The organism is Variovorax sp. P1_G12 (assembly GCF_056405555.1).
In genome coordinates, this window is record NZ_JBFUBW010000009.1 from 155,582 (window position 1) to 171,019 (window position 15,438).

General features: G+C 68.8%; 13 protein-coding genes. 8 read left to right on the forward strand and 5 right to left on the reverse strand.

Annotated features, from left to right (window positions below):
* Positions 1-12 precede the first annotated feature (12 nt).
* The gene (locus tag AC1D2O_RS12730) at positions 13-3,315 is read right to left on the reverse strand and encodes an acetyl-CoA carboxylase family protein (RefSeq protein ID WP_478157113.1); all 3,303 of its coding nucleotides are present in this window, start codon (positions 3,313-3,315) and stop codon (positions 13-15) included.
* Between the two features lie 4 nt (positions 3,316-3,319).
* The gene (locus AC1D2O_RS12735) at positions 3,320-4,933 is read right to left on the reverse strand and encodes an AMP-binding protein (RefSeq protein ID WP_478090664.1); all 1,614 of its coding nucleotides are present in this window, start codon (positions 4,931-4,933) and stop codon (positions 3,320-3,322) included.
* 74 nt (positions 4,934-5,007) lie between these two features.
* Between AC1D2O_RS12735 and AC1D2O_RS12740 the strand changes: the two genes are divergently transcribed.
* The 4 genes from AC1D2O_RS12740 (at position 5,008) to AC1D2O_RS12755 (ending at position 8,539) form a co-directional block, all read left to right on the forward strand.
* Positions 5,008-5,700 (forward strand): TetR/AcrR family transcriptional regulator, encoded by a 693-nt coding sequence (locus tag AC1D2O_RS12740; RefSeq protein WP_478157114.1) that lies wholly within the window; start codon positions 5,008-5,010, stop codon positions 5,698-5,700.
* A 45-nt stretch (positions 5,701-5,745) separates the two neighbouring features.
* Positions 5,746-6,993 carry a branched-chain amino acid ABC transporter substrate-binding protein gene (locus AC1D2O_RS12745; RefSeq protein ID WP_478090662.1) on the forward strand — a complete coding sequence of 416 codons (1,248 nt, stop codon included), beginning with the start codon at positions 5,746-5,748 and terminating at the stop codon, positions 6,991-6,993.
* A gap of 285 nt (positions 6,994-7,278) precedes the next feature.
* A complete protein-coding gene (gene rocF / locus AC1D2O_RS12750) occupies positions 7,279-8,190 on the forward strand; it encodes an arginase (protein ID WP_478090661.1) in 912 nt (303 codons plus the stop codon).
* 109 nt (positions 8,191-8,299) lie between these two features.
* On the forward strand, positions 8,300-8,539 hold the full coding sequence (locus tag AC1D2O_RS12755) for a hypothetical protein (protein ID WP_478090660.1): 240 nt from the start codon (positions 8,300-8,302) through the stop codon (positions 8,537-8,539).
* Positions 8,540-8,556: 17 nt separating this feature from the next.
* On the opposite strand, the gene AC1D2O_RS12760 is transcribed toward AC1D2O_RS12755, so the two are convergent.
* Both AC1D2O_RS12760 and AC1D2O_RS12765 read right to left on the reverse strand, forming a co-directional pair.
* Positions 8,557-9,207 (reverse strand): DUF2242 domain-containing protein, encoded by a 651-nt coding sequence (locus AC1D2O_RS12760; RefSeq protein ID WP_478157116.1) that lies wholly within the window; start codon positions 9,205-9,207, stop codon positions 8,557-8,559.
* A 108-nt stretch (positions 9,208-9,315) separates the two neighbouring features.
* A complete protein-coding gene (locus tag AC1D2O_RS12765) occupies positions 9,316-10,587 on the reverse strand; it encodes a Glu/Leu/Phe/Val family dehydrogenase (protein ID WP_478090658.1) in 1,272 nt (423 codons plus the stop codon).
* 176 nt (positions 10,588-10,763) lie between these two features.
* Between AC1D2O_RS12765 and AC1D2O_RS12770 the strand changes: the two genes are divergently transcribed.
* Positions 10,764-11,237, forward strand: coding sequence for an Lrp/AsnC ligand binding domain-containing protein (locus AC1D2O_RS12770; protein WP_478090657.1), 474 nt, complete (start codon positions 10,764-10,766; stop codon positions 11,235-11,237).
* Positions 11,238-11,465: 228 nt separating this feature from the next.
* Here AC1D2O_RS12770 and AC1D2O_RS12775 read toward each other — a convergent pair whose 3' ends face one another.
* On the reverse strand, positions 11,466-12,152 hold the full coding sequence (locus AC1D2O_RS12775; protein ID WP_478157117.1) for a YggS family pyridoxal phosphate-dependent enzyme: 687 nt from the start codon (positions 12,150-12,152) through the stop codon (positions 11,466-11,468).
* Positions 12,153-12,191: 39 nt separating this feature from the next.
* On the opposite strand from AC1D2O_RS12775, the gene AC1D2O_RS12780 reads away from it, so the two are divergent.
* The 3 genes from AC1D2O_RS12780 to AC1D2O_RS12790 are packed head-to-tail and all read left to right on the forward strand — an operon-like array spanning position 12,192 to position 15,346.
* The gene (locus tag AC1D2O_RS12780; protein WP_478157119.1) at positions 12,192-13,235 is read left to right on the forward strand and encodes a type IV pilus twitching motility protein PilT; all 1,044 of its coding nucleotides are present in this window, start codon (positions 12,192-12,194) and stop codon (positions 13,233-13,235) included.
* 34 nt (positions 13,236-13,269) lie between these two features.
* Positions 13,270-14,406, forward strand: a complete 1,137-nt coding sequence (locus AC1D2O_RS12785; protein ID WP_478094147.1) for a PilT/PilU family type 4a pilus ATPase — start codon at positions 13,270-13,272, stop codon at positions 14,404-14,406.
* 22 nt (positions 14,407-14,428) lie between these two features.
* A complete protein-coding gene (locus AC1D2O_RS12790) occupies positions 14,429-15,346 on the forward strand; it encodes an NAD(P)-dependent oxidoreductase (RefSeq protein ID WP_478094149.1) in 918 nt (305 codons plus the stop codon).
* Positions 15,347-15,438: the final 92 nt, after the last annotated feature.

Below are 15,438 nucleotides of genomic sequence, written 5' to 3' on the forward strand. Positions count from 1 at the left end.
CGGGTCCGGCTTTCACCAGGTGTCGACGTAGGCCGTGGCCGACGGCCGCACCGCGGACGCGGAGGCGAGCCCACGCACCAGCCAGGCGCGGGTGTCGGCCGGATCGATGACCGCGTCGATCTCGAGCGTCTGCGCCATGTGGATCGCCTCGCCGTTCGCGTACTGCTGTGCGACCAGCTTCTTGAACAGCGCATCGCGCTCGGCGCCCACCGCCGCCGCTTCGAGTTCCTTGCGGAAGCCGAGCCGCACGGCGCCTTCAAGCCCCATCGCACCGAATTCGCCGGTGGGCCAGGCGACCGTGAACACCGGGGCGTCGAAGCCGCCGGCGGTCATGGCCTGCGCGCCCAGGCCGTAGCCCTTGCGCAGCACCACCGCGAAGTACGGCACGCGCAGGTGCGAGGCCACCATGAACATGCGGCAGACGTGGCGCACCTGCGCCTGCGCCTCGATCTCGGGGCCGACCATGAAGCCCGGCGTGTCGCACAGCGCCACCAGCGGGAGGCCGTGCGCATTACACAGCTGCATGAAGCGCGCGGCCTTGTCGGCGGCCTCGACGTCGATCGCGCCGCCGAGGTGGTGCGGGTTGTTCGCCAGCAAGCCGACCGGCTTGCCCTCGATGCGCGCCAGCGCCGTGACGATGCCGGCGCCGAAACCGGCGCGCAGCTCGAGCATCGAGCCGGTGTCGGCGACGCCGCGCATCGCGGCGCGCACGTCGTAGACGCGCAGCCGGTTCTCGGGGATCGCCTGCCGCAGCGCGCGCGGGTCGGCGCATTGCCAATCGCTCGTCGGCCCCTGGAAGTACGAAAGGTACTGTTTCGCCGCGGCGACCGCATGGGCCTCGTCCTTGACCAGGATGTCGATCACGCCATTGCGCGACTGCACGCTGCTGGGCCCGATCTGCTCGGGCGCGAAGGTGCCGAGGCCGCCGCCCTCGATCATGGCCGGGCCGCTCATGCCGATGTTGCTCGCCTCGGTGGCGATGATCACGTCGGCACAGCCGAGCAGCGCGGCGTTGCCCGCGAAGCAGCGGCCGTGCACGATGCCCACCACCGGCACCTTGCCCGACAGCGCGGCGAACTGGCTGAAGGTGTGGTTGTTCAGGCCCGCGACGATCGGCATGTCGGTGTCGCCGGGCCGCCCGCCGCCGCCTTCGGCGAACAGCACCACCGGCAGTTGCAGCTGGTGCGCGATGCCGAGCATGCGGTCGGTCTTGTGGTGGTTGCGCATGCCCTGCGTACCCGCCAGCACGGTGTAGTCGTAGGACATGACCACGCAGCGCGACTTCTCGGGCCCGAACTGCTTCGCGTTGATGCTGCCGATGCCGGTCACCATGCCGTCGGCCGGCGTGTTGGCGATCAGGTCCTCGAGCGTGCGGCGACGGGTCTGGGCGGCGATCGCGAGCGCGCCGTACTCGGTGAAGTTGCCCGGGTCGTCGGCCGAGTCGCAAAGATCGGCGATGTTGGCGCGCGCGGTACGGCCGCCCTGCGCGTGGCGCTTGGCCACCGCAGCGGCGCGGTTGGCATCGAGGGTCGGCGCATGGCGGTCGATCACTTTCTGCAGGTCGGGTCGGATCTCGTCGAGATGGCGCTCGGCATGCGCCTCGGCTTCGACCGCCTGCCCGTCCATCTCTTCGAGCCTGACCAGCGACTGGCCTTCGACCAGGTAGTCGCCCGCCGCCGCCAGCAGCGCGACGACGCGGCCGGCCGTGGGCGCATGCAGCAGATGCTCCATCTTCATGGCTTCGAGCACACCGAGCTGTGCGCCCGCCGGCACCACGTCGCCCACATCGACCTCGAACTGCACCAGCCTGGCGGGCATCGGCGCCTTCACCACGAGGCCGTCTTCCTCGTCCTGCGGCAATGCTGCCGCCTCGCGAGGGGCGGCCGCAGGCCGCGCCGTCTTCGCGACCGTCGCGTCGATGTGCGCGGCGGCGGCGAGCAGATCGCCCAGGTGGGCCTCGACGAAGCGCGTGTGCACCGCCTGCGACGCGAACTCGGGCCGCATCGCGATCGCGCGCAGCAGCGCAAGGTTGGTCGCCATGCCGTCGACGTGGCATTCCTCGAGCGCCCGCAGCGAACGACGCACCACGTCGGCGAAGCGCGGCGACGACGATTGAACGATCAGCTTGGCCAGCAGCGTGTCGTAGTGCGGAGAGGGCGCGAGGCCGGCATAGCCGTGCGTATCGACGCGCACGCCGGGGCCGGCGGGCAGGTCGAAGCGCGTCAGCGTGCCGCTGGACGGCCGCGCGCTGCCCTGCGCATCGAGCGTCTCGGCGTTGACGCGCCACTGCACCGCGAAGCCGCGCTGCGGCGCCGTGCGCTGCGTATCGACGCCCAGGTCCGCCAGGGTCTGGCCGGTCGCGACGCCGATCTGGAGCTGGACCAGGTCGAGGCCGGTGACCGCTTCGGTCACCGTGTGTTCGACCTGCAACCGCGGATTGGCTTCGATGAAGACGAAGGGCAGCGTCGCCGAATGGTCGTCGACCAGGAATTCGAAGGTGCCCAGGCTCTGGTAGCCGACCGCCTTCGCCATGCGCAGCGCGGCCTGCGTGACCTGATCGCGCAGCGCTGGCGGCAGCGACGGGCTCGGCGCGATCTCGACCAGCTTCTGGAAACGCCGCTGCAGCGTGCACTCGCGCTCGCCCAGGCTCGCCACCGCCTCTCCGTCGCCCAGTACCTGGACCTCGATGTGGCGTGCGTTGCGCATCAGCCGCTCGACGTAGACGCCCTCGACGCCGAACGCGGCCTTGGCTTCGGACATGCAGCGCGCATGGGCTTGCGGCAGTTCGTCGGCCAGGAGGACGGCGCGCATGCCGCGGCCGCCGCCACCGCCGATGGCCTTGACCATCACGCCCGCGCCGTCCGCCTGCTGTGCCGCGAAGAAAGCCTGCGCTTCGGACAGCGTCACCGCGGCGGGGCTGCCGGGCATCACCGGTACGCCGCACTGCTCGGCCAGCGCCCGCGCCCGCGCCTTGTCGCCGAACAGCGCGAGCTGGTCCGGCGTCGGACCGATGAAGCGCAGGTCCGCGTCGGTGCACGCCTGCGCGAAATCCGCACGTTCGCTCAGGAAACCGTAGCCCGGATGCACCGCATCGCAGCCCTGCGCACGCGCGATCGCGATCAGTGCCGCAATGTCCAGATAGGCCGAAGGCCCGGTCGCAGCGAGCGGCACGGCCGTGTCGGCCAGCTGCGCATGCAGCGCGGTGGCGTCGTCCGCCGCATGCACCGCGACGCTCGCGATGCCGAGGTCGCGCAGCGCGCGCACCAGCCGGACCGCGATCTCGCCGCGGTTGGCAATCAGAACTTTCTTCATCATCCGGTCAGTCCTTGAGCAAGCGGCGCAGCACCTTGCCGGCACCCGTGGTGGGCAAGGCCTCGATGAAGCTCACCGCGCGCGGCGCCTTGTAGCTGGCCATGTTCTCGCGCGACCAGGCGATCAGCGCATCGGCATCGAGCGTGGCCCCGGGCTTCTTCACGACGAAGGCCTTGACCACCTCGCCCTTCTCCGGGTCGGCTTGCGCGATGACCGCGGCCTGCGCCACGGCGGGATGCTTGATGAGGATGGTCTCCACCTCTTCGGGGAACACGCTGTAGCCCGAGACCTTGATCATTTCCTTGAAGCGGCCGATGAAGGTGAGGTAGCCGTCGGCATCGAGCTTGCCCATGTCGCCGGTGTGCACCCAGCCGCCGCGCAGGGTCGCGGCCGTGGCCTCGGGCTTGTTCCAGTAGCCCTTGAAGGAACCCGCGCTGGCGAGCACGATCTCGCCGACCTCGCCCGCCGGCTTGTCCTCGCCCGTGTCGGTGTCGATGATCCGGATCGTGACGCCCGGCACCGCGAGGCCCTGCGTGCCCCAGCGTGGCGCGTGGTGCGGCGTATAGGTGTCGCAGGTGTGGGTCTCGCTCAGGCCGTAGGCGGCCTCGAAGGAGCTGCAGTTCGTCGCGAAGCCGCGCCATTGCTGCGCGAGCGGCTCGGTGAAGGCGATGCCGAAGCTGGTGACCGGGTTCATGCGCAGGCTCGACAGGTCGAGGTCCGCAATGCCTTCCACGTGCATGCAGGCCACGTTCATCGGCGCGATGCTGTACCACCAGCTGACCCGGTAGCGGTCGATGGCCTGCAGCGTCGCGCGCGGTTCGAAGCGATGCAGCAGCACCGAGGTCGCGCCGGCGAGCACCGGCACGTTGACGCCCATCAGCATGCCGGCGATGTGATAGAGCGGCGCGATCGACAGCAGCACGTCGCCGCCCGAGACGCCGTTGCAGTCGGCCGCCGCGCGGGTCTTGAAGAGGGCGTTGCCGTAGCTCAGCATCGCGCCCTTGGGCAGGCCGGTGGTGCCGGAGGTGTAGGTCATGAGCGCCACGTCGTCGAGCGACACCTCGACCGGCGCAGGGCGCTGGCCGCTGCGCATCACCGCGAGGAAGTCCTCGCAGCCGGCCGGCAGGTCGCGCGGCTCGCGTTGCGCCGCGGCCAGTTCGGCCGGCAGGTCCGGCGTGGGCGCGGCGGGCAGCAGGTCGGCATAGTGCACGACGAACACATGCGCCAGCGCGCTCGACGCGCGCACCTTGTCGACCACCGGCAGCAGCGACGAGGCCGCGACGATCACGCGGGCCTTGAGGTCGTTGACCTGGTAGGACAGCTCGTGCTCCTTGTTGAGCGGCCCGCTCGGACAGACGATGGCGCCGATCTTCTGGATGCCGAAGTGCGCGACGAGATATTGCGGGCAGTTGTTGAGGAACAGCACGACCGGCTCGCCCTTGCGCACGCCGATCGCCTGCAGACGCGCGGCGAAGGCGTCGCTCGCGGCATCCAGCTCGGCGTAGCTCAGGGCCTGCCCGTACCAGATGCAGGCCGGGTGACCGCCGCGCTCGCGCGCATGCGTACGCAGGTACTCGTGCAGCGGCTGCTGCGGGCGGTCGGGAAGCTGGATTGTCTCCATGGCGTCACTCTCACAGGGTTATCGATAGGGCTTGGCGCTTGCCATCCCCGCATGGTGCACCAACAATCCTACCCATGGGTATAACCTCGGCGACACAGCACAAACCCTCTGAGCGCGGCCAAGCGTCTTCCACGCGAAGCGACCTGCCGCAACGCACCGGTCGGCAGCGCACCGCCACGGCAGGCACCGACGTGCAGCGCGAGCGCATCCTGCAGGCCGCGGCGCAGCTCTTCGCCGCGCAGGGCTACGCCCACACGACGATGGCGCAGATCGTGCGCGCGCTCGATGCCACCAAGCCATTCGTGTACTACTACTTCCGCGACAAGCAGGAAATCTTCGAGACGCTGTCGTGGCGGCCCGCGGTCGACTGCTTCACCGCGATGGACTTCGCCGCCGGCGACACGCGCCCGGCCGTCGACAAGGTCAAGGAGGGCATCGAGCGGCTCATCCGCGCCACGGTGGCACATCACCCCTGCGCCTTCTTCGCCTACAAGGAGCCGCAGGTCTACCGGCCCGAGTACCTCGCGGCGCAGAAGAAGCTGGCCCGCCACTTCTACGACCAGCTCTTCCCGCTCCTCGAGGAGGCCCGCAGCGACGGGGACCTCGACTTCGGCGAGACCAAGATCACCGCCTTCGCCGCGCTGAGCCTGCCCGGCTTCCTCTACAGCTGGTACCGGCCCGATGGCCGCCTGTCGCCCGACGAGGTGGTGGCCGAGCTGTCGAAGCTCGCCTGGCGGGTGCTGGGCCTGCGCGAGCGCCGGACCTGAGCCGGACCGCTTTCTTTCCACGAAACCCAAGACCGGAGACCGTCCATGAAATTCCCCCGCCTGCTCGCGCCCGCCGCGGCCACGGCCCTGCTCGCAGCGGGCGCCGCCCATGCCCAGCAGACCTACAAGATCGCCTACATCGATCCGCTGTCGGGACCGTTCGCGAACGTGGGCGAGCTGATGCTCACGCACACGCAGTACGCGATCGAGGACATCAACGCCAAAGGCGGCGTGCTCGGCGGCACCAAGCTGCAATTGCTCCAGTTCGACAGCAAGCTGTCGGCGCAGGAGAGCCAGAGCGCGCTACAGGCCGCCATCGACCAGGGCGCACGCGCCATCGTCACGGGCGGTTCGGGCTCCTCGGTGGTCAGCGCCCTGGTGCAGGCGGTCAACCGCTGGAACCAGCGCAATCCGGGCCGCGAGCTGCTGGTGCTGAACCACTCGTCGATCGACCCCGAGCTGACGGGCAAGGCGTGCAGCTTCTGGCATTTCCAGACCGAGGCCAACACGGCGATGAAGATGAAGGCGATCGCCAACTACACCAAGAAGACCCCGGAATTGAAGAAGGTCTACCTGCTGAACCAGGACTACGCCCACGGCAAGCAGTGGGCCAGCTACGGCCGGCAGATGGTCGGCCTCGCGCGGCCCGACATCCAGTTCGTCGGCGAGACGCTCCATCCCATCGGCAAGGTGAAGGACTTCGCCCCCTACCTTGCCAACATCAAGCAGTCGGGCGCCGATTCGGTCATCACCGGCAACTGGGGCCAGGACATGACCCTGCTGCTCAAGGCGGCCGGCGATGCGGGCTACGACCTGCACTACTTCAACCACAGCGCGGGCTCGATACCCGGCACGGTGCTCGCCGTGTCGCAGGCCAAGCTCGGCCAGCTGACCTGGGTCGCCGAGTGGCATCCCGGCGAGGCCGATTCGCCGAAGGTCGATGCGCTGGCGAAGAGCTACAAGGCGAAGACCGGCAAGGACTTCCTGGCGCCGCGCATCGAGATGACGCCGCGCCTGCTGGCCGCCGCCATCAACAAGGCCGGCAGCACCGACACGCCGAAGGTGGCGCGCGCCCTCGAGGACCTGAGCTTCGATTCGGTGGTCGGTCCGGTGCGCATGCGCGCCGAGGACCACCAGTTGCTGCTGCCGCAGGTGGTCAACACGATCGCGCCGGTCGACGGCAAGACGGTCAAGGTGGGCTGGGAAGGCACGAACTACGGCTTCCGCACGGATGCGATCTACACCGGAAACGAGTTGGCCCAAGGCACCGACTGCAAGATGACGAGACCGTAGCTGTTGCTCGCCCCCAGGTTGCCCGGCACTTCGTGTCCGGGCGCCCACCCCCTGCCGGGGGCAACACCAGCGGCCCGGCAAAGCCGGTTCCGCGGTGGCACCATTGCTCGCCCCCAGGTTGGGCTCACTGCGTGTAGCCCTCCCACCCCCTGCCGGGGGCAACACCAGCGGCCCGGCAAAGCCGGTTCCGCGGTGTTTCTGGAACCAGGCTCGTCGGGGTTGCACTTTGCCATGAGCGTGCGCTACCGTAGCGGCTGCCCAGCAACCTGCATGGAGAGCCCGCGCATGACCCGCACCCTTCGACTGATCGGCGCACCGACCGACATCGGCGCCAGCACCCGCGGCGCCGGCATGGGCCCCGACGCGCTGCGGGTGGCCGGCCTTGCCAACACGCTGGCCGGGCTGGGTTTCGAGGTGATCGACGGCGGCAACCTGGGCGGCCCGGGCACGCCCTGGGAGGTGCCGGCCGAAGGGCTGCATCACCTGGACGAGGTGGTGGCCTGGAACCGCCTGGTCTACGACGCGGTCGACCTCGCGCTGGAGTCCAGGCAGCTGCCCGTGCTGCTGGGCGGCGACCACTGCATCGCGGTCGGCTCCATCAGCGCGATCGCCCGCCACGCGCGCCAGCGGCGGAAGAAATTGCGCGTGCTGTGGCTCGATGCCCACACCGACGTCAACACCGAGACCACCAGCCCGAGCGGCAACATGCACGGCATGCCGGTCTCCTGCCTGCTCGGCCACGGGCCCGCGGCGCTCACCGGCTGGAGCGGCGAGCCGGCGGCACTGGCGCCCGACGCGATCCGGTTCCTCGGCATCCGCAGCGTGGACGCGGAGGAAAAATCGGCGATCCGGGCACTCGGCCTCGGTGTCTTCGACATGCGGCACATCGACGAGCACGGCATGCGCACCACCATGACCGAGGCGCTGCAGGACGTCGACGACGACACCCACCTGCACGTCAGCTTCGATCTCGACTGCCTCGACCCGGACTACGCGCCCGGGGTCGGCACCGGCGTGCGCGGCGGCCCGACCTGGCGCGAAATGCAACTCTGCATGGAAATGATCGCCGACACCGGGCGGCTCGCCTCGCTCGACGTGGTCGAACTCAATCCGGCGCTGGACGTGCGCAACCGGACGGCGGAGATCGCGGTCGAGCTGATCGAGAGCCTGTTCGGCAAGTCGACGCTGGCGCGTTGACATGGCGCGGCCGCCGCAAAAAGGCGGTGCTTCGTGATTTTTCTCCCGCGGAAAACTAACACCCTCGAATTACATTCTTAAGTATTCTTTTTGATACTGAGAAACCAAGATGGGCGTGCGGAAGATTGGATTGCTGGTGGAGCAGCCGACCGATGGATCGTATTTCTGGGTCATCCATGAAGACGTGCGGGACGACGGCCGATTCGAACCGCTGCAGCGCGCCGAGCGCTCGTTCGCGACCTACTCGGCCGCTCTGGCGCAGGGCTACGGCGTGCTCCAGCGCCTCTGCGGCCTGACCGGCCTGCCGGCCTACGCGGCCCGTTCGGTCTCCTTGTCGCCGGCCGCCTGATCGTTGGGCGCGCCGGCTCAGCCGCGCGTCGGCGACGGCGGCACCGGGCTGAGCGGCACCTCGATCATCGGCTGCGGCGGCACCACCGGCGAAGCCTCGACCGGCCGGCCTTCGGTCGCGGCCGGCAGGAAACGGTCGATCAGCGAGAAGAAGCGGTCGTAGAAGCGCTCGTCGGTCAGGGTCTCGCTCGCCACCTTGACCAGGGCGTCGTCGCTCGAGCTGAAAGGCAGCGACAGCGAACCGATCGCGCCCACCCCCACGGTGGCGGAGTTGTTGACCTTCTTGATGCCATAGCGGTCCTGCAGCGCGCTGGCGAAGGCGATGGTGCTGCGGGCCCCGTTGCGGCCATTGCCCTCGCGCGCGCAAACGACCCGGAATTCGACTTCCACATGCACCTCCGCCGCCGGCTGGAAGCTCTTGCGGCCGGTCACGAGGTCGGCATTCCCCGCCGTGATCATGTAGCCCTGGCTCAGCAGCGCGCGCCGCGCGGCCTCGCAGGTCTGCGCCTCGTTGGCGGCATAGCTGCGCGTGTGGGTGGTGGTGGAGTCGAACCCCTCCGGCTCGTAGGACACGCGCCGCGGCGGCGCGAGGCTGCAGCCGGCGACCAGGGAAGAGAACAGCAGCAGCGCGGCGGCGGCGCGGCGGGACGGAAAGCGCATGGCGGGCATGGGATGGGGCGGAACATGGAATGCTAGCCGCAGGAGTGCGGCCCCGCTTGGACATGCCGGACGCCCCGTCGTTCCCCGTTCAGGCGCCGCCGTCGATCGACCGCCCGGTCACGGGTAGAGGCCGCGCTCCTGGCGCGCCATCAGGATCCGCTCGCAGGCCACCGCGAAGGTCGCGGTGCGCAGCGTGATCTTGTGCTTGTCGGCGGTGTCCCAGATGTGGTTGAGCGCATTCATCATGATGCGGTCGAGCCGCACGTTGATCTCGTCCTCGTCCCAGAAGAAGGACGAGAAATCCTGGACCCATTCGAAGTAGCTGACCGTCACGCCGCCGGCGTTGCAGATCACGTCGGGCACCACCAGCACGCCGCGCTCGGCCAGGATGTCGTCGGCGGCCGGCACGGTCGGGCCGTTGGCGCCCTCGAGCACCAGCTTGGCCCGGGTCTTCTGGGCCCGCTCGGCCGTGATCTGGCCTTCGAGCGCCGCCGGGATCAGGATGTCGCAGGCCACGTCCCAGAAGGACTCGTTGGCGATCACGTCGCCGCCCTTGAAGCCGACCACGCCATCGGTGCGCGACAGCGGCACCAGCGTCGCGAGGTCCAGCCCCTGGTCGTTGACGATGGTGCCGGTGTGGTCCTGCACCGCGACGATCTTCGCGCCGGCCTCGGCGAACAGCTCGGCCGCCACCGAACCCACGTTGCCAAAGCCCTGCACCGCGATGCGGGCGCCGCGCAGGTCGAGCCCGAGACGGCGTGCCGCCTCGCGGCCGGTCACGAAGACGCCGCGGCCGGTGGCCTTGACCCGGCCCAGCGAGCCGCCCAGGTGCAGCGGCTTGCCCGTGACCACGCCGGTGGCGGTGCCGCCGACGTTCATCGAGTAGGTGTCCATCATCCAGGCCATGATCTGGGCGTTGGTGTTGACGTCGGGCGCCGGGATGTCGGTGTGCGGGCCGATGATGATGCCGATCTCGCTGGTGTAGCGGCGCGTGACCTTCTCGAGCTCCTTCTCCGACAGCTTCTTCGGGTCGACCCGGATGCCGCCCTTGGCGCCACCGTACGGCAGGTTGACCGCGGCGGTCTTGACCGTCATCCAGGCCGACAGCGCCATCACTTCCTCGAGCGTGACGTCGGGGTGGAAGCGCACGCCGCCCTTGCCCGGGCCGCGGCTCATGTTGTGCTGCACGCGGTAGCCCTCGAAGTGCGCAATCGAGCCGTCGTCCATCTCGATCGGCACGTCGACGATCAGCGCGCGCTTGGGGCGCTTGAGCGTCTCGACCCAGCGGGCCAGCCCGCCGAGGTAGGGCACGACGCGGTCGACCTGCGAGAGATAGGTGCCCCAGGGGCTGTCGGCGGTCGGCTGGACATAGGAGAGGTCAGAACTCATGGCGATCCTTGTTGTTGAACGGCCGCGACGATAGTCCGGCGCAGCCCGGGGCGCCATGACCTATGCGCGAAGCGTTGACGGTTATGCAGCGGCGGCAAGCAAGGCGCCGATGCCCCGGAATCTTCCACCGAGTTGTTCACCAACGGATGCCGCCTTGACCGGATAATTCACATCCGATGAGCGCACCAACACCAGATCTCGACCGAATCGACATGAAAATCCTGAAGATTCTTCAGGAAGACGGCCGCATTTCCAATCTCAGGCTGGCGGAAACCGTCGCGCTCTCGCCCACGGCGGTCCTGGCGCGGGTCCAGCGGCTCACGCGGGACGGCTTCATCCTCGGCTACGAGGCCCGGCTCGACCCCGACAAGCTCGGCCGCGGCTTCACGGTGTTCGTCGAGGTGCTGCTCGACCGCACCACGCCGAACGTGTTCGACGAGTTCAAGGCGGCCGTGCAGGCGCGCGACGAGATCATGGAATGCCACATGGTCGCCGGCGGTTTCGACTACCTGCTCAAGACCCGGATGGCCGACATGTCGGCCTACCGGGCCTTCGCCGGCACGGTGCTGTGGCAACTGCCCGGTGTGCGCGAGACCCGCACCTATGCCGTCATGGAAGAAGTGAAGAGCAGCGCGCGGCTGCCGCTCTAGCCTGCCGCCCTGGCGAGCGAGTCGCACCCCCTTCGGGGAATACCGCGGAACCGGCTTTGCCGGGCCGCTGGTATTGCCCCCGGTAGGGGGTGGGCGGGCTACACGAAGTGAGCCCAACCTGGGGGGGAGCAACAGTGCTACCGCGGAACCGGCTTTGCCGGGCCGCTGGTATTGCCCCCGGTAGGGGGTGGGCGCCCGACACGAAGTGCGGGCAACCTGGGGGCGAGCTCATCTCCCGCCAAAGACAGCAGTGCCGATACGCACCATCGTGCTGCCCGCCGCGACCGCGGCCTCGAGGTCGGCCGACATGCCCAGCGACAGCGTGTCGACCTCGAGGCCTGCCGCACGCAACTCGTCGAACACCGCAGCGGCGCGCAGGAAAAGCGCCCGCTGGGCCGCGAAATCGACCGCCGGCTCGGGAATCGCCATCAACCCGCGCAGGCGCAAGCGTGGCAAAGCCGCCACGGCGCGCGCCAGCGGCAGCGCCTCCTCGGCCGCGATGCCGGACTTGTTGGCGCCGCCGTCGACATTGACCTGCAGGCACACCTGCAAGGGCGGCCGTCCCGCCGGCCGCTGCTCGGCCAGCCGCTCGGCGATCTTCAGCCGGTCGATGCCGTGCACCCAGTCGAAATGCTCGGCCACGACCCGGGTCTTGTTGCTCTGCAGAGGGCCGATGCAGTGCCATTCGAGCTGCGAACGCAGGTCGTCCAGCGCCGCGATCTTGGCGACGCCTTCCTGCACGTAGTTCTCGCCGAAGGCCGTCTGGCCGGCCGCATGGGCGGCGCGCACCGCCTCCGGCCCGAAGGTCTTGGACACTGCAAGCAAGCGCACGCTCGCCGGGTCGCGTCCGGCGGCCGTGCACGCGGCCACGATCCGGGCCCGAACTTGCTGGAGCTTGTCGCCAATCATCGTCATAATCTTCAAAGTCGTATCAAAACGTCACCGAGGAACTGCGTGGACATTACCCAACTGCTCGCCTTCAGCGTCAAGAACAAGGCGTCCGACCTGCATCTCTCGGCCGGTCTGCCGCCCATGATCCGCGTCCACGGCGACGTGCGCCGCATCAACGTCGACGCGCTGGACCACAAGGCCGTGCATGCCATGGTGTACGACATCATGAGCGACACGCACCGCAAGCACTACGAGGAGTTCCTGGAAGTCGACTTCTCGTTCGAGATCGACGGCCTGGCGCGCTTTCGCGTCAACGCCTTCAACCAGTCGCGCGGCGCGGCGGCGGTGTTCCGGACCATTCCGTCGAAGATCCTCACGCTCGAGCAGCTCAACGCGCCGAAGATTTTCGGCGATCTGGCGCTCAAGCCGCGCGGCCTGGTGCTCGTCACCGGCCCCACCGGCTCGGGCAAGTCGACCACGCTGGCGGCAATGGTCAACTACCTGAACGAGACCGAGTACGGCCACATTCTCACGGTGGAAGACCCGATCGAGTTCGTGCACGACTCCAAGAAGTGCCTGATCAACCAGCGCGAGGTCGGGCCGATGACGCTGTCCTTCGCCAATGCGCTGCGCTCGGCCCTGCGCGAGGACCCGGACGCGATCCTGGTCGGCGAAATGCGCGACCTCGAGACCATCCGCCTGGCGATGACCGCAGCCGAGACCGGCCACCTGGTGTTCGGCACGCTGCACACCTCGTCGGCGGCCAAGACCATCGACCGGATCATCGACGTCTTCCCGGGCGAGGAAAAGGAAATGATCCGCGCCATGCTGTCGGAGTCGCTGCAGGCGGTGATCTCGCAGACGCTGTGCAAGACCAAGGACGGCCAGGGCCGCGTGGCGGCGCACGAGATCATGCTGGGCACGCCCGCCATCCGCAACCTGATCCGCGAAGGCAAGGTGGCGCAGATGTATTCGTCGATCCAGACCGGCAGCGGCCAGGGCATGCAGACGCTGGACCAGAACCTCACGGACCTGGTGCGCCGCAGTGTCATTTCCTCCGCCGAAGCGCGCGGGAAGGCCAAGATCCCCGAGAATTTCCCCGGCTGACCCAGCCCTAGCGCAGCCGCACCGGAGTACCGTCATGGAACGCGATCAAGCCAGCCAGTTCATCAACGACCTGCTCAAGCTCATGGTGAGCCGCAACGGCAGCGACCTGTTCATCACGGCCGACTTCCCGCCCGCGATCAAGGTCGACGGCAAGGTCACCAAGGTGTCTGCCCAGGCGCTCGGCGCCCAGCACACGCTGGCGCTCACGCGCTCGGTCATGAACGACCGCCAGACGGCCGAGTTCGAGCGCACCAAGGAGTGCAACTTCGCGATCTCGCCGACCGGCATCGGCCGCTTCCGCGTCAATGCCTTCGTCCAGCAGGGCAAGGTCGGGATGGTGCTGCGGACCATTCCGGCCAAGCTGCCGACCATCGACGGCCTGGGCATGCCGCAGGTGCTCAAGGACGTGGCGATGACCAAGCGCGGCCTGACGATCCTGGTCGGCGCCACCGGCTCGGGCAAGTCGACCACGCTGGCCGCGATGATCGACTGGCGCAACGAGAACTCCTACGGCCACATCGTGACGGTCGAGGACCCGGTCGAGTTCGTGCACCCGCACAAGAACTGCGTGGTCACCCAGCGCGAGGTCGGCATCGACACCGACAGCTGGGAGGCTGCCCTCAAGAACACGCTGCGCCAGGCGCCTGACGTGATCCTGATGGGCGAAATCCGCGACCGCGAGACCATGGAGCACGCCGTGGCCTTCGCCGAGACCGGCCACCTGTGCATGGCGACGCTGCACGCCAACAGCGCCAACCAGGCGCTGGACCGCATCATCAACTTCTTCCCCGAGGAGCGCCGGGCCCAGCTCCTGATGGACCTGTCGCTGAACCTGCGCTCGCTGGTCTCGCAGCGGCTGATCCCGACCGAGGACGGCCACGGCCGCATCGCCGCGGTCGAGATCCTGCTGAACACGCCGCTGATCTCCGACATGATCTTCAAGGGCGAGGTCGGCGAGATCAAGGAGATCATGAAGAAGAGCCGCAACCTGGGCATGCAGACTTTCGACCAGGCGCTGTTCGACCTGTTCGAGGGCAACGCGATCAGCCTCGACGACGCGATCCGCAACGCCGACTCGGCCAACGACCTGCGGCTGCAGATCAAGCTCAACAGCCAGCGCGCGCGCACCACCGACCTGTCGGCGGGGACAGAACACTTCGCGATCGTCTGAAGCTCGCGCTAAGCTTGGAGGCATGAGCCTCAACCCCAAAACCTACGAACCCGTCCCCTCGCAGAAGGTCGCCTTCCTCGGCCTCGGCGTGATGGGCTACCCCATGGCGGGCCATCTCGCGCTGGCCGGCCACCACGTCACGGTCTACAACCGCAGCGCCGGCAAGGCCAAGGACTGGGAAGCGGAATTCAAGCCGCAGGCTTCGGCCTCGGTGAGCCACTCCGCAACCCCGCGCGGCGCCGCGTCCAACGCCGACATCGTGTTCTGCTGCGTCGGCAACGACGACGACCTGCGCTCGGTGGTGCTGGGCGACAACGGTGCCTTCGCGGGCATGGCCCCGGGCTCGGTGTTCGTCGACCACACGACCGCCTCGGCCGACGTGGCGCGAGAGCTCTCCAAGGCGGCGCTCGAACGCGGCCTGCAGTTCATCGACGCCCCGGTCTCCGGCGGCCAGGCCGGCGCCCAGAACGGCGCGCTGACCGTGATGTGCGGCGGCGACCCGGCCACCTTCGCCAAGGTCGAGCCCGTGATCGCGGCCTTCGCGCGCGCCGTCACGCTGCTCGGCGAGAGCGGCGCGGGCCAGCTCGCCAAGATGGTCAACCAGATCGCGATCGCCGGACTGGTGCAGGGCCTGTCCGAGGCCATCGCCTTCGGCCAGCGCGCCGGCCTGGACATGAATGCGGTGCTCGCCGTCATCGGCAAGGGCGCGGCCCAGAGCTGGCAGATGGACAACCGCGGCAAGACCATGATCGAAGGCAAGTTCGACTACGGCTTCGCGGTCGACTGGATGCGCAAGGACCTCGGCCTGGTGCTCGACGAAGCCAAGCGCAATGGCGCGCGCTTGCCGGTGACCGCGCTGGTCGACCAGTTCTATGCCGACGTGCAGCAGGCCGGCGGCAGGCGCTGGGACACCTCCAGCCTGATCACCCGGCTGAAATAGGGCCCCCACGCTCCCCCACTTCGTGTGGGTCGCTGCCCCCCGAGGGGGCCGCAGGCCGCCTTGGGGCGGCCCGGCGCCGGCCTGAGGGCCCC